18 protein-coding genes are annotated in these 19204 nt (G+C 71.2%); 6 read left to right on the forward strand and 12 right to left on the reverse strand.

What is annotated here, in order from left to right; all coding sequences use genetic code 11:
* The first annotated feature begins 147 nt into the window (after positions 1–147).
* Positions 148–1344 (forward strand): IS110 family RNA-guided transposase, encoded by a 1197-nt coding sequence (locus PV682_RS03675; protein WP_407705587.1) that lies wholly within the window; start codon positions 148–150, stop codon positions 1342–1344.
* Between the two features lie 8 nt (positions 1345–1352).
* On the opposite strand, the gene PV682_RS03680 is transcribed toward PV682_RS03675, so the two are convergent.
* Entirely contained in the window at positions 1353–2510 is a 1158-nt protein-coding gene (locus tag PV682_RS03680) for a GTP-binding protein (RefSeq protein ID WP_407705588.1), read from the reverse strand.
* A gap of 2 nt (positions 2511–2512) precedes the next feature.
* Positions 2513–2683 carry a 50S ribosomal protein L32 gene (gene rpmF, locus PV682_RS03685; RefSeq protein ID WP_010359363.1) on the reverse strand — a complete coding sequence of 57 codons (171 nt, stop codon included), beginning with the start codon at positions 2681–2683 and terminating at the stop codon, positions 2513–2515.
* A 129-nt stretch (positions 2684–2812) separates the two neighbouring features.
* Here rpmF and PV682_RS03690 point away from each other — a divergent pair, with 129 nt between their 5' ends.
* Entirely contained in the window at positions 2813–3298 is a 486-nt protein-coding gene (locus PV682_RS03690; protein ID WP_319723912.1) for a phosphatase domain-containing protein, read from the forward strand.
* Positions 3299–3407: 109 nt separating this feature from the next.
* Positions 3408–5474 carry an eCIS core domain-containing protein gene (locus PV682_RS03695; RefSeq protein ID WP_319723914.1) on the forward strand — a complete coding sequence of 689 codons (2067 nt, stop codon included), beginning with the start codon at positions 3408–3410 and terminating at the stop codon, positions 5472–5474.
* 16 nt (positions 5475–5490) lie between these two features.
* On the opposite strand, the gene PV682_RS03700 is transcribed toward PV682_RS03695, so the two are convergent.
* Genes PV682_RS03700 through egtA form a run of 5 tightly spaced genes read right to left on the reverse strand, consistent with a single transcriptional unit; the run spans position 5491 to position 10087 of the window.
* Positions 5491–5706: a dodecin gene (locus PV682_RS03700; protein ID WP_319723917.1), complete on the reverse strand. Its 216-nt coding sequence runs from the start codon at positions 5704–5706 to the stop codon at positions 5491–5493.
* Between the two features lie 46 nt (positions 5707–5752).
* The gene (egtD, locus tag PV682_RS03705) at positions 5753–6715 is read right to left on the reverse strand and encodes an L-histidine N(alpha)-methyltransferase (protein ID WP_319723919.1); all 963 of its coding nucleotides are present in this window, start codon (positions 6713–6715) and stop codon (positions 5753–5755) included.
* Positions 6712–7485 (reverse strand): ergothioneine biosynthesis protein EgtC, encoded by a 774-nt coding sequence (gene egtC / locus PV682_RS03710; RefSeq protein WP_319723921.1) that lies wholly within the window; start codon positions 7483–7485, stop codon positions 6712–6714. Before egtC ends, egtD begins: the two co-directional genes overlap by 4 nt.
* A complete protein-coding gene (gene egtB / locus PV682_RS03715; RefSeq protein ID WP_319723924.1) occupies positions 7485–8810 on the reverse strand; it encodes an ergothioneine biosynthesis protein EgtB in 1326 nt (441 codons plus the stop codon). Before egtB ends, egtC begins: the two co-directional genes overlap by 1 nt.
* Positions 8807–10087 carry an ergothioneine biosynthesis glutamate--cysteine ligase EgtA gene (gene egtA, locus PV682_RS03720; RefSeq protein WP_319723926.1) on the reverse strand — a complete coding sequence of 427 codons (1281 nt, stop codon included), beginning with the start codon at positions 10085–10087 and terminating at the stop codon, positions 8807–8809. Before egtA ends, egtB begins: the two co-directional genes overlap by 4 nt.
* A 283-nt stretch (positions 10088–10370) precedes the next feature.
* Between egtA and PV682_RS03725 the strand changes: the two genes are divergently transcribed.
* Positions 10371–11159 carry a TIGR02452 family protein gene (locus tag PV682_RS03725; protein ID WP_319723928.1) on the forward strand — a complete coding sequence of 263 codons (789 nt, stop codon included), beginning with the start codon at positions 10371–10373 and terminating at the stop codon, positions 11157–11159.
* Positions 11160–11255: 96 nt separating this feature from the next.
* On the opposite strand, the gene PV682_RS03730 is transcribed toward PV682_RS03725, so the two are convergent.
* Both PV682_RS03730 and PV682_RS03735 read right to left on the reverse strand, forming a co-directional pair.
* Positions 11256–11702 carry a type II toxin-antitoxin system PemK/MazF family toxin gene (locus PV682_RS03730; protein ID WP_109364288.1) on the reverse strand — a complete coding sequence of 149 codons (447 nt, stop codon included), beginning with the start codon at positions 11700–11702 and terminating at the stop codon, positions 11256–11258.
* Positions 11703–11740: 38 nt separating this feature from the next.
* Entirely contained in the window at positions 11741–12103 is a 363-nt protein-coding gene (locus tag PV682_RS03735) for a DoxX family protein (protein WP_319723933.1), read from the reverse strand.
* Between the two features lie 81 nt (positions 12104–12184).
* Between PV682_RS03735 and PV682_RS03740 the strand changes: the two genes are divergently transcribed.
* Positions 12185–13030, forward strand: a complete 846-nt coding sequence (locus PV682_RS03740; RefSeq protein WP_319723935.1) for a LysR family transcriptional regulator — start codon at positions 12185–12187, stop codon at positions 13028–13030.
* A gap of 42 nt (positions 13031–13072) precedes the next feature.
* Here PV682_RS03740 and PV682_RS03745 read toward each other — a convergent pair whose 3' ends face one another.
* Complete coding sequence (locus PV682_RS03745; RefSeq protein ID WP_319723936.1) at positions 13073–14566, reverse strand: SPFH domain-containing protein; 1494 nt, start codon at positions 14564–14566, stop codon at positions 13073–13075.
* Positions 14567–14700: 134 nt separating this feature from the next.
* On the reverse strand, positions 14701–14919 hold the full coding sequence (locus PV682_RS03750) for a hypothetical protein (RefSeq protein ID WP_319723938.1): 219 nt from the start codon (positions 14917–14919) through the stop codon (positions 14701–14703).
* A 120-nt stretch (positions 14920–15039) separates the two neighbouring features.
* Here PV682_RS03750 and PV682_RS03755 point away from each other — a divergent pair, with 120 nt between their 5' ends.
* Positions 15040–16434, forward strand: coding sequence for a glycoside hydrolase family 43 protein (locus PV682_RS03755; protein WP_319723940.1), 1395 nt, complete (start codon positions 15040–15042; stop codon positions 16432–16434).
* Between the two features lie 925 nt (positions 16435–17359).
* On the opposite strand, the gene PV682_RS03760 is transcribed toward PV682_RS03755, so the two are convergent.
* Positions 17360–19003 carry a S1 family peptidase gene (locus PV682_RS03760; protein WP_319723941.1) on the reverse strand — a complete coding sequence of 548 codons (1644 nt, stop codon included), beginning with the start codon at positions 19001–19003 and terminating at the stop codon, positions 17360–17362.
* Positions 19004–19204 lie beyond the last annotated feature (201 nt).

Raw genomic sequence — 19204 nt, forward strand, 5'->3', positions numbered from 1 at the left:
CCGTCTCGTGGCTGAGCACGCTTCGCCGCCCGGCACCCCACGACGACTCGGCCGCCGATTAGGAAATGCGAACATGTCGCTGAGTAGAGCAGTGCCGGCGAGGCCGTCCGTGGTACGAACGGAACGAACGAGCACGCCAGGAGCATGATGAGCCGGATATGGGCGGGGATCGACAGCGGCAAGGGCCACCATCACGGCCTCGTGCTGGACGCAGACGGCAAGACACTGCTGTCGCGGCGGGTCGCCAACGATGAGCCAGAGTTGCTGAAGCTGATCGGCGATGTGCTGGACCTGGCCGACGGCCGTGAGGTCACCTGGGCCGTCGACATGACCGGCGGCGAGCCTGCGCTGCTGCTGGCCCTGCTGGTCAATCACGGCCAGGAGGTCCTCTACATTCCCGGCCGCCTGGTCAACCGGGCCTCGGACGGCTACCGCGGCGAGGGCAAGACCGACGCCCGCGACGCATACGTGATCGCAGACCAGGCCCGGATGCGCCGCGACCTGCGGCCCATCCGCCCCGGCGACGAAGCGGCCATCGAGCTGAAGCTGCTGACCGGACGCCGGTCCGACCTGGTCGAGGACCGCACCCGCTCGGTCAACCGGCTGCGTTCCACTCTGATGAGCATGTTCCCGGCCCTGGAACGGGCCCTGGAGGTCACCAACACCGGCCCACTCCGACTGCTGACGGGTTACCAGACCCCGGCCGCGATCCGCCGCGCCGGCGTCGCACGGCTGACGAAGTGGCTGGCCGACCGCAAGGTCCGCAACGCCGGCGCCCTGGCCGGGGCTGCGGTCGAGGCCGCCGAGCGGCAGTACACCGCCGTCCCCGGGGAGAAGACCACCGCCCGGCTGGTCCACACCCTGGCCGGGGAGGTGATGGCCCTCAACGAGCAGATCGCCGAGACGGACAAGCTCATCGAGGGCCGGTTTCGCGAGCACGAACTCGCCGACATCGTCCTGAGCGTCCCGGGCATCGGCGCGACGCTCGGAGCCGAGTTCCTCGCCGCCGTCGGCGGCAGCCTGGACGAGTTCGACTCCCCTGATGCTCTGGCGGCTTTCGCCGGCGTCGCCCCCGCACCGCGCGACTCGGGCAAGGTCAGCGGCAATCTCCACCGGCCGGTCACCTACCACCGAAGGCTCCAGCGCGTCTTCTACACCTCGGCGCTGGTCAGCGTCCGCTACGACCCGAACTCGCGGAAGTTCTACGACCGCAAACGCACTGAGGGGAAGAAGCACGTCCAGGCCGTGCTCGCCCTCGCCCGTCGACGCGTCAACGTCATCTGGGCCCTGATCCGTGACCGACGGCGCTACGAAGTAACACCTCCAGTGATCACAACCGCTTGACAACAGCATTAGGAAGCGTGTTCGTGCTCGCAGGTGTCGTCGATCCCGTGGGTCTCCCACTCGGGGAAGGGGTCCTCGCCGACCTGCTCGCCCGGTGCCAGGAGGCAGTCCGACAGGGCGAGGTGGAGTTCGTCCGCCTTCAACTGTGTGCCGATGAACACCAGTTCCTGCGCGTACGGGGCCTCTTCGTCGCGGGCCGCCGAGGGTTCGAAGCGGGCGACCGTACCCGCCTGCGACCACAGGCCGGTGACGTGCGGGCGGGTCGAGAGGGTGAAGAAGCCCTTCGAGCGCAGGATCTTGCCGTACCTCCCGTCGTCCAGGCGCTCGGTGACGAACGTCCACAACCTGCCCGGGTGGAAGGGGAGTTCGGAGCGGAACACGGTCGACGAGATGCCGTACTCCTCCGTCTCCGGGACGTGGTCGCCGTTCAGCTCCTTGACCCAGCCCGGTGCCTGCTGGGCCCGCTCCAGGTCGAAGCGGTTCGTGTCCAGGACCTCGCGGAGGGGGACGCGGCTCCTGGTCGCCGTGACGATCCTGGCCGTCGGGTTGAGGCGGGTGAGCGTCGCGTGGAGGTGGTCGGCGGTGGGGGTGTCGACCAGGTCCAGCTTGTTCAGGACGATGACGTCCGCGAACTCGACCTGGTCGATCAGGAGGTCGCTCACCGTGCGCTCGTCGTCCTCGAAGGGGGCGAGGCCGCGCTCGGCGAGTTCGTCCCCGGTGTCCAGTTCCGTGAGGAAGTTCGCCGCGTCCACGACCGTCACCATCGTGTCCAGGCGGGCCACGTCACCCAGGGTGGCGCCGTCGTCCCGCGCGAACGCGAAGGTCGCGGCGACCGGGAGCGGTTCCGAAATCCCGCTGGACTCGATCAGGAGGTGATCGAAACGGCCCTCCCGCGCGAGGCGGTCCACTTCTTCCAGGAGGTCGTCCCTGAGCGTGCAGCAGATGCAGCCGTTCGTCATCTCGACGAGGCGTTCCTCCGTGCGCGAGAGCGCCGCCTCGCCGCCCCGCACCAGGGCCGCGTCGATGTTCACCTCGCTCATGTCGTTCACGATCACCGCGACCTTGAGGCCCTCGCGGTTGTTCAGGACGTGGTTGAGGAGCGTCGTCTTGCCCGCGCCGAGGAAGCCGGACAGGACGGTCACCGGGAGACGGTCGTGCTGGGTCACGGTCAGCCTTCGGGGTGGAGGAGGCCGCGCTCGTACGCCTTGACCAGGTTCTGGGGGACGAGGTGCTGGACGCCGTCGATGGTCACGGGGACCAGGGCGGGGACGGTCGCCTTCCACTGGGCGCGGCGGTGGCGGGTGTTGCTGCGGGACATCTTGCGTTTGGGGACGGCCATGGGGGCTCCTCGGGGTGGAGTGGGGCTCTGTGCCGAGGAGGTTAGCTGAAAATGGTTCCCATTAACAATTGGGGGTGGGGTGGGCGGGTGCCGAGGGCGTTGTCAGTGGTGGCGCCTACCGTTGATCCCGTGACCGACAGCCGCCCCCTCGCCGTCTTCGACCTCGACAACACCCTCGCCGACACGGCCCACCGCCAGCGCTTCCTCCAGGGCGCCCGGCGCGACTGGGCCGCCTTCTTCGCCGCCGCCCCCGACGACCCGCCGCTCCCCGAGGGCGTCGCCCTCGCCCGCTCGGCCGCCGAGGAGTGCGAGATCGTCTACCTCACCGGCCGCCCCGAACGCTGCCGCCGCGACACCCTCGCCTGGCTCGACCGCCACGGCCTGCCCGAGGGCGACGTCCACATGCGCCGCGACGACGACCGCCGCCCCGCCCGCCGGACCAAGCTGGAGCTCCTGCGGAAGCTTGCGCGCGGCAGAGAGGTCCGGGTCCTGGTGGACGACGACGAACTCGTCTGCGCGGACGCGCGGCAGGCCGGGTTCACGGTGGTCCTGGCGAGGTGGACGGCCCCGTCGGAGACGCTGCGGGAGGCACAGGAGGGGGAGGGGCGCACGTGACAGGAGGGCACCTCGCGGTGGCCCCGGGTCTGCCCTCGGCGCCCTTCCCGCGCGTCCCTCCGTGGGGCACAGTGGCCGGGCCACAGCTCTCGGCAGAAACGGATTCCCCATGCGGCGCACCACCGAGTCCCGACGGAACAGCGATGCCTCCCGCGAACAGGCCGAGGTGCGCGGTCCCGGTCGTGTTTCCGCGGTGGGCTCGCCGGGGGCCCTCCAGGGGGTGATCGGGAACGCCGCCGTCTCCCGCATGATCGAGCGCGGTCGGACCGAGGGCGGGCCCGACGCCGTACGCGAGGCCGCGCGGACCGCCTCGCGCGGAGGCCGGCCGCTGCCGAGGGAGATGCGGGCGTCCATGGAGAGCGCGTTCGGCACCGGGCTCGGGCATGTCCGGGTGTCCGTGGACGCGCGGGCCGCCGAGAGCATCGACGCGAAGGCGTACACCGTCGGCAACAACATCGTCGTCCAGAACGCGAGCGTCCTGCGGGACACGGAGACGATGGCCCACGAGATCCACCACACGACGCAGCGCGGCGCGCCGAGCGGGCTCAGCGATCCGGACGGGAAGTGGGAGCGGGAGGCGTCCGACGTGGGGGCGAGGGTGGCCCGGGGGCAGAGCGTCCAGCGGTGCGAGGCGGACGCCGGGGAGCACGAGGAGCACGGGGAAGCGGTACAGCGGCGGGTCGGGTTCGAGTTCGAGTCGCAGTGGCGGATGCGGGACCACAACAACCTGACGCAGGAGGACCACCAGGCGCATCAGAACGAGATCACCGAGCGGGACGCGATCTGCGGCGCGCAACTGCTGCTGACGATGTCCGACCGGCGGCAGACCGGCGTCCTGCTGGACGCGTCCGAACAGGGCATGTCCAGCGAGGAGCTGCGGGCGGCCTGGCTCACCCCGCTCCCGGGCGACCCCCTGGGCTACCGCCCCACGCCGGCCGGCCGGGCACGCCTCGACAAGGCGCGGCAGGACCATCCCGCCGTGTACGGCGCGCAGCTGAACGCCGTCGAACTGTCGCTGCTCCAGCGCAACTGGATCCGCGAGACCCCGATTCCGGGCCGCGAGGTCCCCAAGATGGGTTCCGTCGGCACGGGCACGGGGTACGCGCTCACCTCGGACGTCAGCCCCACCGGAGGCTCCGCCCTGGAGTGGGTGACCGAACCGCTCAGCACGAGGGACGAAGTCCTGCGGGTCATGGGCGAGATCACCGCCGTCTCCCAGGCGCTCGACGCCCGGCAGGGCCAGCCGTCCTTCCCGCTGGATCAAGTCGACCTCGGCGGCTTCACGGCCAACCCCGGCATCGTCGTGTTCCCCCTCAACGGCCCCCTCGTCTACGCCCCGCAGATGACCGGCGGCTTCAAGCTGGACGAGCTGCCGAGGCTCGTGGAGTACCTCCAAGTCCCGGACAAACGGCCCACGTTCACCCTGCCCGGCGCGCACGAGCAGCGGAAGACGGCCAAGCAGGACCTGCACCAGAGCAGCATCCGCACGGCCGACGGCATCCGCCAGGCCGCCGAGGCCCAGGCGAAGACACTCCCCGCGTCGGTCACCGGCGGCGAGTCCACGGACGGCCTCGTCGGCCTCGTCACGCTGATCGGCAGCTACCTCGCGTACGGCGCGGAACTGGGCGAGAAGGCGAACTCGAAGTCCATTGCGGGCGGCGTCATGTCCCGGACGTCCTTCGCCCACAACTTCACGCTGCTGCCCCTGCCGATGCGCGTCCACTACCGCGCGAACCCGGCGGAGTTCGCCGCGTTCGCCCTCACGGCGGCCGGGCTCGACCCCGCCGACGAGCAGGCGACGGTCTACTCCCGGCCCGTCGAGCACGGCGAGGCCGGGCAGCGCCAGGAGCGGCAGATCCCGCTCACCCGCCACCAGTGGCTGAAGGGCATGCCCGCCGGCAAGGACCTGCTGCGCAACTACCGCCACCTCAACCAGGCGGAGCGCGCCGACGTCAACGAGCAGGACTGGAACCACATCCACGGCTCGCTCGGCGCGCTCGGCACGGTCGACGACCGGGTCGGCAGGCCGGGGAAGCAGGAGGTCGCCCTGGTCGCGGAGTTGCGGCGGATGAAGGACGGGCTCAGCACGGCGGACCTGCTGCCGCTCACCGTCGCCGCGTTCGACCTGGTCCAGCGGCTCAACGAGGGGCGGTCGCTGGAGTACAGGAAGAGGTGACGGCCCCCGGCACGCCTCAGCTCTCCTCGTCCAGCCTGAACCCCACCTTCAGCCCCACCTGCCAGTGCGCCACCTCCCCGTTCTCGATCTGCCCCCTGACCTGCGTCACCTCGAACCAGTCGAGGTTGCGCAGGGTCCGGGACGCGCGGGCGATGCCGTTGCGGACGGCCTGGTCCACGCTCTCGGGGGAGGTGCCGACGATCTCGGTGACCCGGTATGTGTGGTTCGACATACGTCCACCGTGCCTCACGCCAGGGGATGGCGCGAGGCGTGGGCGGTCAGCGGGCGGTGGACAGGGACAGCGCGAAGCGGCCCGCCGCGTCGGTCCACCAGTGGGTGAGGTCGAGCCCGGCGGCTGCCAGCTCCGTCCTGATGCCGGCCTCCCGGAACTTCGCGGAGACCTCCGTACGCAGCTCCTCGCCCGCCGCGAAATCCACGGCCAGGTCGAGCGCGGGCACCTTGACCGTCTGCGCGGCCCTGGACCGCAGCCGCATCTCGATCCACTCGTGGTCCGCGTCCCACAGGGCGACGTGGTCGAAGGCGTCCGGGTGGAAGTCGGCGCCGAGCTCGCGGTCGACGACACTGAGGACGTTCTTGTTGAACGCGGCGGTCACCCCGGCGGAGTCGTCGTACGCCCGCACCAGCGTCGCCTCGTCCTTGACCAGGTCCGTCCCCAGGAGAAACGTATCGCCGGGGGAGAGGAGCGTACGGACGGCGGCGAGGAACGCGGTGCGTTCGGCGGGTACGAGGTTGCCGATCGTGCCGCCGAGGAAGGCGAGGAGTCTCGGGCCCGGCGTCTCGGGCAGACGCAGGCCGTTCGTGAAGTCCGCGATCAGGGCGTGGATGGTCAGGCCGGGATGCTCCACGAGGAGCGCCTCCCCGGCCTGGGTGAGCGCGCTCTCGCTCACGTCCACCGGGACGTACGTGTCCAACTCCCGCAGTTCCGCCAGGAGATGACGCGTCTTGTCGGAGGAGCCCGAGCCCAGCTCGACGAGGGTGCGGGCGCCGGACGCCCCGGCGATCTCGGGGGCGCGGGTCAGGAGGATCTCCCGTTCGGCCCGGGTCGGGTAGTACTCGGGCAACTCGGTGATCCGGTCGAAGAGTTCGCTGCCGCGCGCGTCGTAGAACCACTTCGGCGGGAGCCACTTCGGGTTCGCGGTCAGTCCACGCAGGACGTCGGCGCGCAGGGCCGCGTCGGTGGCGCCCTCGGGCAGGGTGCGGGTGAGACGGAACGGGCTCACGGACGGGGCTCCTTCGGTGGTGCGGCGAGATCCTTGAGGGGGGTGAGCAGGACCTCCGTGCGGGTCGCGGTGAGCAGAGTGGCGTCGGGGACCTCCCGCCAGGCGGCGTCGCCGTCGTACGGCTCGGACGCGACGACCACACCGCGCCCGGGATCGAGGAGGTACCAGAGACTGTCGCCCCAGGCGGTCGCCGCGATCGACGTACCGTCGGTGACAAGCAGATTGAGCCGCGAGCCGGGAGCGGCTTCGACGACCTCGGCGACGGTGAGGGCCAGCGCGTCACTTGGTGACATCTTTTCGAGCCGCGCCAGCACCAGCGCCCACACGAACGCCGAATCCGTGCGGGCCTCCAGCGACAGCAGGTCCGTCGCCGGGAGTGTCGCGGCCAGGGGGGTCATGGAGGTCGGCCAGTTTTTTACCGCCCCGTTGTGGCTGAACAGCCAGCGGCCCGAGGCGAAGGGGGCCGCCGCCGCTTCGCCGTCCGCGCCCGGGAGGGTCGCGTCGCGTACGGCGGCCAGGAGGGCCCTTGTGCGGATGACCCGGGCGAGGTCGGTGAACGTGAGGTCGGCCCAGATCGGGCCGGTGCGGCGGTAGCGGGCCGGGACCGGGTCGGTGTCGGCGTACCAACCCACCCCGAAACCATCGGCGTTGACGGTTCCCGAGCGCTGGTGCAGGGGGTGCCAGGACTGGTGGACCAGGCTGTGCGCGGGCTCGGACAGGAGGTGGCCCAGCGGCAACGGGTCGCCCACGTAGGCGAGGTGACGGCACATCAGACGGCCTCCGAGCGGGCCGTGCGGAACCCGGAGAAGATCTGGCGGCGGATCGGGTAGTCCCAGTTGCGGAACGTACCCCGGCAGGCGACCTCGTCCACGGCGAACGAACCGCCGCGCAGGACCTTGTACTCGGGCCCGTAGAACACCTCGGAGTACTCCTTGTACGGGAACGCCCGGAACCCGGGGTAGGGCAGGAAGTCGCTCGCCGTCCACTCCCAGACGTCGCCGATCAACTGCCGTACCCCGTGCGGGGATTCGCCCGCCGGGTAGCTTCCGGCGGGGGCCGGGCGCAGGTGGCGCTGGCCGAGGTTGGCGTGCTCGGCGGAGGGGGTCGCGTCGCCCCACGGGTAGCGGCGGGACGCCCCCGTCGCCGGGTCGTGGCGGGCGGCCTTCTCCCACTCCGCCTCCGTGGGCAGCCGGCGTCCGGCCCAGCGGGCGTACGCGTCGGCCTCGTACCAGCAGACGTGCACGACCGGCTCGTCCGGCGGGACCACCTCCGTGACCCCGAACCGGCGGCGCAGCCACTGGCCGCCGTCGCTGTGCCAGAACTGGGGTGCGTGGATGCCGTGTCGGCGGATGTGCGTCCAGCCGGCCGGGTGCCACCAGCGGGGCTCGTCGTAGCCGCCGTCCTCGATGAAGCGGAGGTACGCGCCGTTCGTGACGGGCGTCGTGTCGAGGTGGAAGGGGGCCAACTCGACGCGGTGCGCGGGGCGTTCGTTGTCCAGCGCCCACGGCTCGGAGTCCGTGCCCATCGTGAACTCCCCGCCGGGGACGAGGACTTCGGCCGGTCCGGTGAACGGGGCGGCCGGGCCGGGGTCCGGGGCGGTGAGGACCTGGGGGCCCTTGCGGAGCTGATGGGTGATCAGCATCGTCTCGTCGTGCTGCTGTTCGTGCTGCGCGATCATCCCGAACGCGAACCCGGCCTCGGTGAGCCGCGTGCCGTGGAAGTCCGTCTTCTCCAGCAGGTCGAGGACTCTGCCCCGGACTTCGGCCGCGTACGCCCGCGCCTCGGCGGGCGGCAGCAGCGGCAGCGTCGGCCGCTCCGAGCGGGGATGCTCGAACGCGTCGTAGAGGCTGTCGATCTCCGGCCGCATCGGGTCGCCGCCCCCGACCGCGCGCAGGAGCCACAGCTCCTCCTGGTTGCCGATGTGCGCGAGGTCCCACACGAGCGGCGACATCAGCGGGGAGTGCTGGGCGGTGAGGTCGGGGTCCTCGACGCAGGACGTGAGGAGGGTGGTGCGGGCGCGGGCCGTGGTGAGGGTGTCCAGCGCCCGCCGCCGCAGGGACTCGGGGTCGGCGGCGGACTCGGTGGGTGCGGTCATCGGTGGATCTCCTCGCCGTACAGGCTGTCGAGCAGGTCGTCCGCCGGGCAGCGGCCCGGGACGACGTAACGGTCGTGGTGGTCGGTCACCGCGGCGAGCACCGCCGGGGACGCGCCCAGGCGGGGCAGGGCCTCCAGGGCCGCCGCGAAGCACGCCTGCGCGATCTCGTGCAGTTCCGGGTCGGTGAGGGCCTCGCGGGCCGCCGTCAGCCACAGGGGGTTGTGGGGGGCCGGCCGGGACCGCGCGCGTTCCGCCAGCGGTTTCACCGCGCGGTAGGCGCGCTCGGCGGCCTCCGGGTCGTCGAACAGGGCCGTCGTCACCGCCAGCGGGACGATCCAGCCGTCCTCGCCGGGCTGCGCGTCGATCATCCGCAGCTCCAGGTGACCGCGCGGGCGGACCGGCGGGAACAGGGTCGAGATGTGGTAGTCGAGGTCCGCGCGGGTCGGGGTGCCGGTGCGGATCCACTCGCGGAAGGTGAGGTCCTCCGGCACGTCCCACGGCCCGCTGTCGCGCCGTACGCACATCACCGGCGCGTCCAGGACCAGCCGCGACCACGCGTCGCGCGGGGCGTGCGCGAGGTCGGGGCCGCCCGCGCGGCCCGTGCCGATCTCCATCCACAGCAGCTGGCGCGTCGAACGCCAGCCGGTGGGCTCCGCGCCGAGGAGGGGGGAGTTCGCGAACGCCGCGACGAGGACGGCGCCCAGGTGGTGCGCGAGCCACCAGCGCCGGCCGTGCCCCAGCGGGCCCGGTTCCTCGAACCCGGCGTCCAGGCACACCTGCACCGACGCCGAGGTGCACATCATCGCCCGGCCCGCAGGTCCCGTCCGGTCGAGGTACGCCTCCATCGCGTCGTACCGGGGCTCGCGCAGGTAGCGGCGGGGGCGGTGCCAGGGGTCGGTGCCGATGCCGGCGAGCGCCAGGCCCAGCGGGGCCAGCGCGGCGCGTACGGCGGTGAGGTCCGCCGAGACCGTGTCCACGCACTCCGTCAAGGAGGCGGCGGGGCGGGAGCTGAGCTCCAGTTGTCCGCCGGGTTCCACGGTGAGCGCGGAGTCCAGCGGGATGTCCTTCAGGGCCTCGTAGGCCGTTTCCAGTCGGGTGCGGGTCACCGGGCGGCGGGGTTCGGCCAGCTCGTGCACGAGCCACTCGACCTCCACGCCGACGGTCCTGGGCGGGCCGGTCTTGAAGCAGATGCCCCTGACCAGGGCCTCCACCTCGGCCTCCGTCACGGCTGTACGGACGTCCGTACAGTCGCCGCCGTCACTCACAGAGTCGGACATTCGGGATCCTCCTGAGGTTCCACCATGCCATCGGTTCGGCCCGGACGGGTGTCCGGCCGGGATCACTCGTCCCACCCAAAACCCTGGAAGCTGATCCCACAAGGGGGCGAAACGGGGTGTAACGGCTTTCGCTCCCGGGTTCCTCCGCACGTCCCGCCGTCGTTCACCGGGTGTTTGCGGGGCGTGAAATTCCGTTGCAGGGGGTGTCCCGGGTCGCGGACGATGGCTGCATGAGCACGACAGGGGAGGGCGTCGCGTTCATGGCGTCCACGGGGGTGTCGCCATGAGCGCGCGGCTCAGGGGCATCGCGAAGGAGACGGTCGAGATCGTCTCCGCCGGGGGCTATCGGGGGGTGTCCTTCGGGACGGCCGTCGAGGCGGCGCGTGCGGGTACGCGGATGCTGGGGCCGCAGGCCGTTGCCTGTACGCCGGTCCCGGTGGGCGACACCGTCATCGAAGTCACCGGCGAGAGCAGCCTCGAAGCGGCCCGGCGGCTCGCGGACCAGCCTGTCGCCGTCCTCAATTTCGCCTCGGCGCGGAATCCCGGCGGGGGTTTCCTCAACGGGGCCCAGGCACAGGAAGAGGCTTTGTGCCGGGCATCCGCGCTTTATGCGTGCCTGCTGGAGGCGCCCGAATTCTACGCCTTTCACCGGGCCCACCGAGATCCCTTCTACACCGACAGGGTTATTCACTCGCCGGCTGTCCCGGTATTCCGGGACGACCGGGGGCGGCTGCTCGACGACCCTTATCACGCCGGGTTCCTGACCGCCGCCGCGCCCAACGCCGGGGTCGTACGACGGACCTTGCCCGAGCGGGTCGGTGAGGTGCCGGGGGCTCTGGCGGTGCGTGCCGAGCGGGTGCTGGAGGCGGCCGTGGCGTTCGGGTACCGGCGCGTGGTGCTCGGTGCCTGGGGGTGCGGGGTGTTCCAGAACGATCCGGTCCAGGTGGCCGGGGCGTTCCGGAAATTGCTGGACGGGAGGTTTTCCGGGGTGTTCGAGAGGGTGGTTTTCGGGGTGCTGGACCGGACGCCGGGTGCGGTGGTCCGGGGGGCTTTCTCCGAGGCGTTCGCATAATCGCGCAAGGCCGCTTTCCGCCGGGCGAGGGCCGCTTTCACGACCCTTGCCCAGCGGCTATGTCCCAGGGCGATGCCCAGGGGCTAGGTCCAGCGGCTAGGTCCAGCCGTACCGCTCGTGCAGCCGCTGCCGTACGAGGTTGAAGCGGCCCCGGTCCAGCGCGCACGCCTCGCGGCGCATGCCGTCCTCGTGCAGGCGCAGCACCCTGTCGACGTCCACCCACGAGTCGCGGCCCGACTTGTCCCACGGGCCGTTGCCGATCGGGACCCACTCGCGGTCCGCGTCATGGCGTTTGCTGGAGAGCTGGACCGCGAGGAGAGTGCCCCGGGGCTCACGGGCCACGACCAGGACCGGGCGGTCCTTGCCCCGTCCGTCGTTCTCCTCGAAGGGGACCCAGGTCCAGACGATCTCGCCGGGGTCGGGGTCGCCGTCGTGCTCGGGCGCGTACTCGGTGCGGACGCGGCCGACCTCGCGGGCGTCGGCCTCGGTCGTCGCGGTGGGGCCGAAGCGGCCCGGGACGTCGTCATCGGTGAACGTACTCACGACACGCACCTTAGAGCCTGCCGCCAGCGGCTTCGCCGTCAGAGCCAGGTCGTCGCGGGCCGGATGGCGGCGGCTGCGAGGGTGAAGAGGGTGGCGTTCAGGGCGATTCGGCGGTCGCCGAGGTGCAAGTGGAGGGCGGATGCGGCCAGTTGGAGGGCGGCGAAGCCGATTGCCGCGAACAGGGCCAGCCAGGGGGCCACGCCGGTGAGCGGTGGGAGCGACAGGCCTGCCGCGCCCAGGAGTTCGAGGGCGCCGATGGTTCTTACGGCTGGCATCGGGACCGTGTCCACCCAGGCCATCATCGGCCGGAGTCGATCCCTCGTGCGGGCCGATTTGAGGGCGCCCGCGTAGAGGTGGAAGAGGGCGAGCGGGGTGGCGAGGATCCAGTATGCGATGGTCACGGGTTCAAGTGCACGGCCGGCCGGCCGCCCGCGTCCAAGACCTGTTCCGTCCCCCCGATACCGTCCGGGTATCGTCGCCGCATGGAGCTGCGTACGCTGCGCTACTTCGTCGCGGTCGCCGAAGAGCTGCACTTCGGGCGTGCGGCGGCCCGGCTGCACATGAGTCAGCCGCCGCTGAGCCGGGCGATCCGGCGCCTTGAGGCGGACGTGGGTGCCGTGCTGTTCGAGCGGTCCCCGGTCGCGCTGACCCCGGCGGGCGCTGTACTCCTGGACGAGGCACGGGAGTTGCTGGGGCGGGCCGAGCGGGCGCGGGTGCGGGTCGCGACTGCGGCCGGTGCGGGCGTCCTTGTCGTCGGGCTGCTGGGGGACAGTGCGGATGCGCGGGTGACCCGGCTGGCCCGTGTCCATCGTGAGCGGTACCCGCACGTCGAGGTGCGCGTCCGGGAGACCGACCTCGCCGATCCGACGTGCGGGCTGCACGCGGGGGGTGTCGACGTCGCGCTCACGCGAGGGCCGTTCGACGAAACGGGGCTGGTGGTAGGGGAGTTGGGCACCGACCCGGTGGGCGTACTGCTGCGGGCGGACGATCCGCTGGCCGGGCGGGAGAGCCTCACGCCGGGGGAGCTTGCCGGGCGGCGCTGGTTCCGGTTCCCCCAAGGGACCGATCCGCGCTGGCAGTTGTACTGGGGCGCCGGTGAGCCGCGCGAGGGACCTGTGGTGCGGGCCGTGCAGGAGTGCCGGCAGGCCGTGCTGTGGAACGGGACCGTCGGGATGACGCCCCTCGGGCACGAGCCGGGGGAGGGGCTGGTGGTGGTGCCGCTGAGGGGCGTGCCGCCCAGCCCGGTGGTGGTGGCGTGGCGGGCGGGGGACGGCAACCCGCTGATCAGGTCGTTCGTGCGGATCGCCGGGAGCGTTCACCGGGAATGAGGCGAACCCTGCGTGGGGCTCGCCTCAACTCCCGTACCGTGTTCACTCGTTGTCGACAGCGACCTTCTCGGCCACGGGAACGGACACGGGAACCGCCGCCGACGGTGTCACCGAACTCGCCCCCGCCGCCTCCCCGTTCGGATTCATCGACGCCAGCAGCTGCCGCGCGAGCCCCAGCCCGGTGCCACCCATCGTGAGCGCCTTCGCGAACAACTCGCCCATCCCCTCGGCCCCGTTGAGCAGCACCATGTTGTCGACGTTGCCGAACGCGGACGCCCCCGCCTGGACGATCTCCGGCCACTTCTCGGCGAGTTGCTGCGCGACGACCGCCTCCTGGTTCTCGGCGAGAGCCGCGGCGCGCGCCTTGATCGCCTCGGCCTCGGCGAGCCCCTGCGCACGGGTCGCCTCCGCTGCCGCGAGCCCCTTGGCCTGGGCGGCGGCGGCCTCGGCCTCACCGGTCGCCCGGGTCGCCGCGGCCGACGCCGCGCCCCGCGTCTTCGTCGCCTCGGCCTCGGCGCCGGCCGCCTGCTTGACCCTGGACGCCTCGGCGGCGGCGGCGAGTTCGGTCTCCTTCGCCTTGGCCTGCGCCGCGGAGATCCGCGCGTCGCGCTCGGCCTCGGCGAGGGTGCGCTTCTCGTACGCCTTCGCGTCGGCGGGCTTGCGGACGTCCGCCTGGAGCTGCTGCTCACGCCGGTGCGCCTCGAGCTCGGCGACGCGGGTCTCCTGGACGACGACCTCCTGCCGGGCACCCGCCTCGGCGAGGGGCCCCGCCTGCCGGGCCTTCGCCGCCGCGTGGTCGCGCTCGGCCTGGTACCCGGCCTGGAGGATCTCGCTGTCGCGCGTCGCCTCCGACATGCGCGCCGCCGCCTGCTGCTCCGCCTCGGTGGCGAGCCGGTTGGCCTCGGCCTGCGCGATGCGCGCGTCCCGCTGGACGGCCGCCGCGTGCGGCATCGCCAGGTTCTGGATGTACCCGGTCGGGTCCTCGATCTCGTGGATCTGCAAGGAGTCCACGATCAGCCCGAGCTTCTCCATCTCCGTCCCGCACGCCGCCCGGGTCTGCCCGGTCAGCTTCTCCCGGTCGCGGATCATGTCCTCGACCGTCAACCCGCCCACGATGGACCGCAGATGACCGGCGAACACGTTGTGCACGCGCTCCGACATCAGCCGCTGCTGGTCCAGGAAGCGGCGGGCCGCGTTGGCGATCGACACGAAGTCGTCACCCACCTTGAAGATGACGACTCCCCGCACCTTCAGCGGAATTCCCTGGTGCGTGACGCAATCCACCTGCAACTCGGTCTCGTTGAGGTCGAGCGACAGCTTGCGCACCGCCTGCACGCCGGGCAGCACCAGCGTGCCGCGCCCCGTGACGATTCGGAAGCCCATCCCCGCTTCGAGTCCCTCGGTCCGATGGTTCGAACCCGAGATGACCAGCGCCTCGTTGGGCTCCGCCACCCGCCACATCATCTTGAACAGACCGATCACGGCGAGCACGGCGACGACCGCCACACCCGCAACGACGCCGATGACCATCGGCATACGCCCCCTTGTGATGGTGCCCTTTCGGCACCGAACGAAAGGGAGTGTGCGCCTGCCCGCGCCCCAGGAGAAGAGACCGCCCGATCCTTGTCACAACCTTGACGAATACGGCTCTCACCTGGGACTTCGTACGCTCAACTGTCGTACGCGGCCGTCACGTACACGGTCCTCGGCGGCAGATGCTCCACCACCATCACCACCGTCCCCCGCTCGAACCGCTCCCCGTTGTTCGCCGGATACGCGAGGAAGTGCTCCGCCCCGCCCCGCACCCGGACGATGACCTCCCCGACGAGCCCGGGCCCGACCGCCCCCGTGACCCGCCCCATGAGCCCGACCATCGGCACGTCGTTCATCTTCACAGGTTAGGCCAGTGCTCAACCCATTGACGTGTCTCATGCACGCCCCTACCTTCTGATCGACTTCCCGAACCTTGTTCGGTCGGTCGAACCCCCAGAGTGTCAGGGAGAGCCGCCATGACCGCACAGCACCGTCCCCCCACGCCGTCCCGCCGCAGCCTGCTGCGCGCGCTCGCGATCGTCCCCGCCGCAGCCCTCGTCCTCGGCGAGGCCCCCGGCCTGCTCGGCACCGCGCTGGCCGCCGCGCCCCCCAGTGGTTCCGCGACCCGGTACACCATCGTCCCGTTCCTCAACAGCGACGACGGAAGGGTGAACGTCTACACGTCCGACGACGGCACCGACTTCCGGCTCGCGAAGTCCTCCGCGTACACGCCGCCGAGCAACCGCATCCGGGACGCGAGCGTCTTCCGGCACACCGACGGCTTCTACTACCTGACGTACACCACGCACACCTGGCAGGACGTCAGCACGACGATCGGGTTCGCGCGCAGCTCCGACCGGGTCAACTGGACGTTCCTGTACGACTACACGGTCCCGATCGCCAACCTGTCCCGGGCCTGGGCGCCGGAGTGGTTCGTCGACAGCGACGGCAGCGTCAACGTCATCGTCTCCTGCTCGCTCACCAGCGACGAGTGGATCTTCACGCCGTACCGCCTGAGAGCCACGAACTCGGCGCTGACCGCGTGGAGTTCACCGGTCGCCCTGGCCGGCATCGGCGCCAACCACATCGACACGTACATCGTGAAGACCGGCTCCACCTACCACGCGTTCACGAAGAACGAGACGACGAAGTACATCGAGTACGCCACCGCGTCCTCCCTCAACGGCCCCTACACGATCTCGAAGACCGGCGACTGGGCCGGCTGGGGCAGCTACCGCGAGGGCCCCTCGGTGATCCAGCTCGACAACGGCGCCTGGCGGATCTACTTCGACGGCTACGGCGACGGCAAGTACTACTACAGCGACAGCTACGACACCTTCGCGACCTGGTCCGCGCCGAAGGCCCTGCCCGCGATCTCCGGTACGGCCCGCCACTTCACGGTCATCAAGGAGACCGTCTCCGGCGGCCCGGCGATCACGAGGAACGCGACGCGCTCCTTCCAGTCCGCCAACTACCCCACCCGGTACTGGGAGCAGCAGTCCTCCCTGCTCAACCTCCCCGTGATCACCGGCTCCAGCGCCGCCGCCGACAAGCAGGCGGCCACCTTCACGGTCGTCGCCGGACTCGCCGACGCGAACGGCTACTCGTTCCGCGACGCCTCCGGCAAGTACCTGCGCCACTGGGACTTCCGGGGCCGGTTCGACCCGAACGACGGCACCTCCACGTTCGCCCGCGACGCCACGTTCATCGCCCGCACGGGCAGCACCTCCGGCGCCGTCCGCTTCGAGTCCTACAACTACCCCGGCTCCTACCTGCGCCACTACAGCTACCAGCTCCGCGTGGACCCGGCGGACGGCACGGACACCTTCCGCCAGGACAGCTCCTTCGTCCCGGTGACGGCCTGGGCCTGACCTGCACGTCCCCTGACCTGGGAAGCGGCGTTGGCGGGTGGGGAGGACTTCCCGCCAGTTCCCTCGTTTTCCCGGGAGTTCCCGGCCTGGTGTGCAATGAATGTGCAGCAGGCCGGGCGGGGGCGGTCGTTGAGGCCGCTCGGAGGGTCTTCGGGAGGCGTGGATTTCGGATTGATGTGTGGGTCCGGCCGCTGTGTGCCCTCGTGATCGACGGATCGCTGCTGGCCACCACCGGGTTGTTGAAGCCTCGCGCGGACGTGACCCCGGCGGGCCGGAGGGACGGTGTGGTCGGCTCACCCCCAGCCAATACGTCCAGGCAGGTGCGATGGCTGAAGGATCCGCTCAAGAAAAACCCGTATGCCGTCACCGAACCGTGGTCGCCGATCAGGGTGAACGAGGCATGATGCCCCTTCCCTCCGACGAGAGGCAGGAGCCGGTGCAACGGTGGGACGACGAAGGCTCGAACGCCTCGGACCAGCGAGGCGTGGGGCGCGTCGTCGTGTGGGACGGCACATCACACCTCGGCGGCCACGACCTGCCCCTGACCGGCCCGGCACGGCGACAGCGTCCCCTTCTACGTACTGGCGGCGTCCCTGTGGCAGGCCGTACGCCAGACGCTGGACACCCGGCAACCGTCGGACCGGGGTGGACACGGCGAGAAGCTATGCCTCCTCGGTTTCTTCCTCCTCGACCAGCACACCGCACGCCTCTACCTGACCGGTGAGGGACTGCCGGGCGTGATCGGCCTGGACGTGTCTCTGCGCGACGAGACCGGCGGCGTGGTCGTAGGTGTTCGACCTGACCCACTGGTATGTCTTGGCTGCCCTGTCGGTGACAGAGCAGGCCGACGGTTGGACTCAGGTGACAGGGACGGTCCCGGATCTGGGGTCGGCCCTGTCACCTTGTGTTCGTCCTTGGGCCGGGGTCAGTTCCAGCTGCCGGTGAGGGCGAGGGTGGTGGGGTCGGCGGGCGTGCCGGGGGGTGTGTCGGCGGGTTCCCAGGTGCCGTCGGTGTGGCGTGTCGTGTGTTTGATCCGGCCGTTGGTGATGATCGCGGTGTGGAACTCGTTGTCGACGGCGGCGGCGCTGATGCCGGTGACGGGGGTGGTGCCGAGGATGCCGCCGAGGTTGCCGAAGTCGCCCCAGACGCCGGAGGCGGCGCGGGCGATGTGCTTGATGCCGCCGGCGGGTTCGGTGAGGACGGCCTGGAGGTCGGTGCCGGTGCCGGCGAAGGCGATGCCGGAGACCTTGGCGGGGCTGCCGGGGATCCTGGTGATCTCGCCCCACTTCTCCCAGCTGCGGTCCGCGTTGCGGATGGTGTGGAACGCCTTGCCGTCGGCGGTGACGACACCGACGTGGGTGGCATTGCCGACACGGGCGGCGGTGATGTCGACGGGGGCGGCGCTCAGGGTGCCGAGGCTCGCGGTGACGTCGCCCCACTTGCTCCACCTGCCGTCGGCGTCGCGGACGGCGTGGTAGACGCGGCTGTTGGTGATGGCGGCCAGGCCCAGTTCGCTGCCGATCGAGGTGACGGCGATCTTCTTGATCCCGGCGAGGGTGCCGAGTTCGGCGGTGAGGGGGCGGAAGGCGACCCAGGTGCCGTTGGCGTTTCGGGTGGACTGGTAGATGATGCCGTCCGCGCCGAGTGCGAGGACGTGGTTGGTGCCGGAGATGGCGGCGTCGGCGGCGACCGCGATGTCCCCGATGCCGCCGGCAGCGCGTTCGACGTCGCCGAACGCGGACCAGTCCCCGTTGCTGTCGCGGACGGTGTGGAAGAGGTCCTTGTTCGCGGTCGTCACCATCTGGAGGCGCCAGGGGGTGAGCGTGGCGGCGGTGGACTGCCTGATCCAGGTGGCGAGGTCGTCGACGCGGGTGGCGGTGGCGCCGGTACGGGTCTCCGTGGAGCCGAGGCAGCCGCCCTGCCAGGACGCGGTGACCACGGCGGCGAGTTCGCGCTGTCCGTCCTGGTCGCGGACGACGGGGGCGCCGGTGTCGCCCTTGCAGATCGGGGTGCCGTCGATGTCCACACTCGTGGCGGTGGTCTGGCCGGCCGTCAGGGAGCCGGTGCGCAGGGTGTCGGGGATCCAGGTGTCCTTCGTCCGGCCGTACCCGGCGCTGGTGAACGTGTCCCCGGTGGCGGGGGCGGTCGTGGTGGCGCGCAGGGGCAGGATGCCGCGTACGGGGGCGGAGAGTTTGGCGAGGACGAGGTCGCGGTCGGTACGGGGGATGAGCTCGACGACGTCGCGGACCTGTCCGGCGGTGGTGGTGAGGTCGGTGCGGCCGATGGTCGCGGTCGTCTTCCACTTCGGCGCACCCGCCGCGACCGTGAAACCGGCCGACGGGTCGGCGGCGAAGCAACTGCTCGCGGTCAGCAGCCACTGCGCGTTGACCAGGGTGCCCGTGCAGGAGCGGAAGGTGTTACCGATGGCGAGCTTTGCGGTGAACGCGTACGCCGAGGCTGCGGGCACCGTTCCGTCCAGCGCCTGGGTCGGCGTACCGGTCAGGGCAGTTGAGGCCACCACGGCGGCTATGGCTCCGCCGAGGGCGGCGCGGGCGGGGAAACGGGGCATGAGGAAGTACTCCTACGGATGGGCGCGGTCAGGGGAAGACCGGCAAGGCGTGACAGGTACAGCAGCGGTGCCGTGGCAGGCAGCCGGGCGAGCATGGGTGTGGGGCGGCCGGCGGGACCGGCCCGCATGGGCCCGTCGGTGCTCGTCCGACAGGCCACGTTCTGCGGGTACAGCTCGATCTCAGCAGGAGCGTCCTGCCGT

It is taken from the genome of Streptomyces niveiscabiei (assembly GCF_033794345.1).
GTDB classification, from domain to species: Bacteria; Actinomycetota; Actinomycetes; order Streptomycetales; family Streptomycetaceae; genus Streptomyces; species Streptomyces niveiscabiei.

Excerpts from the sequence above, each read along its gene's own strand:
- PV682_RS03700 (WP_319723917.1), bottom strand. The coding sequence starts at position 5,706 with ATGTCGAACCACACATACCGGGTCACCGAGATCGTCGGCACCTCCCCC.
- PV682_RS03750 (WP_319723938.1), bottom strand. The coding sequence starts at position 14,919 with ATGAACGACGTGCCGATGGTCGGGCTCATGGGGCGGGTCACGGGGGCG.
- PV682_RS03760 (WP_319723941.1), bottom strand. The coding sequence starts at position 19,003 with ATGCCCCGTTTCCCCGCCCGCGCCGCCCTCGGCGGAGCCATAGCCGCC.
- PV682_RS03725 (WP_319723928.1), top strand. The coding sequence starts at position 10,371 with ATGAGCGCGCGGCTCAGGGGCATCGCGAAGGAGACGGTCGAGATCGTC.
- rpmF (WP_010359363.1), bottom strand. The coding sequence starts at position 2,683 with ATGGCCGTCCCCAAACGCAAGATGTCCCGCAGCAACACCCGCCACCGC.
- PV682_RS03740 (WP_319723935.1), top strand. The coding sequence starts at position 12,185 with ATGGAGCTGCGTACGCTGCGCTACTTCGTCGCGGTCGCCGAAGAGCTG.
- PV682_RS03755 (WP_319723940.1), top strand. The coding sequence starts at position 15,040 with ATGACCGCACAGCACCGTCCCCCCACGCCGTCCCGCCGCAGCCTGCTG.
- PV682_RS03695 (WP_319723914.1), top strand. The coding sequence starts at position 3,408 with ATGCGGCGCACCACCGAGTCCCGACGGAACAGCGATGCCTCCCGCGAA.
- egtA (WP_319723926.1), bottom strand. The coding sequence starts at position 10,087 with ATGTCCGACTCTGTGAGTGACGGCGGCGACTGTACGGACGTCCGTACA.
- PV682_RS03745 (WP_319723936.1), bottom strand. The coding sequence starts at position 14,566 with ATGCCGATGGTCATCGGCGTCGTTGCGGGTGTGGCGGTCGTCGCCGTG.
- egtB (WP_319723924.1), bottom strand. The coding sequence starts at position 8,810 with ATGACCGCACCCACCGAGTCCGCCGCCGACCCCGAGTCCCTGCGGCGG.
- egtC (WP_319723921.1), bottom strand. The coding sequence starts at position 7,485 with ATGTGCCGTCACCTCGCCTACGTGGGCGACCCGTTGCCGCTGGGCCAC.
- PV682_RS03675 (WP_407705587.1), top strand. The coding sequence starts at position 148 with ATGAGCCGGATATGGGCGGGGATCGACAGCGGCAAGGGCCACCATCAC.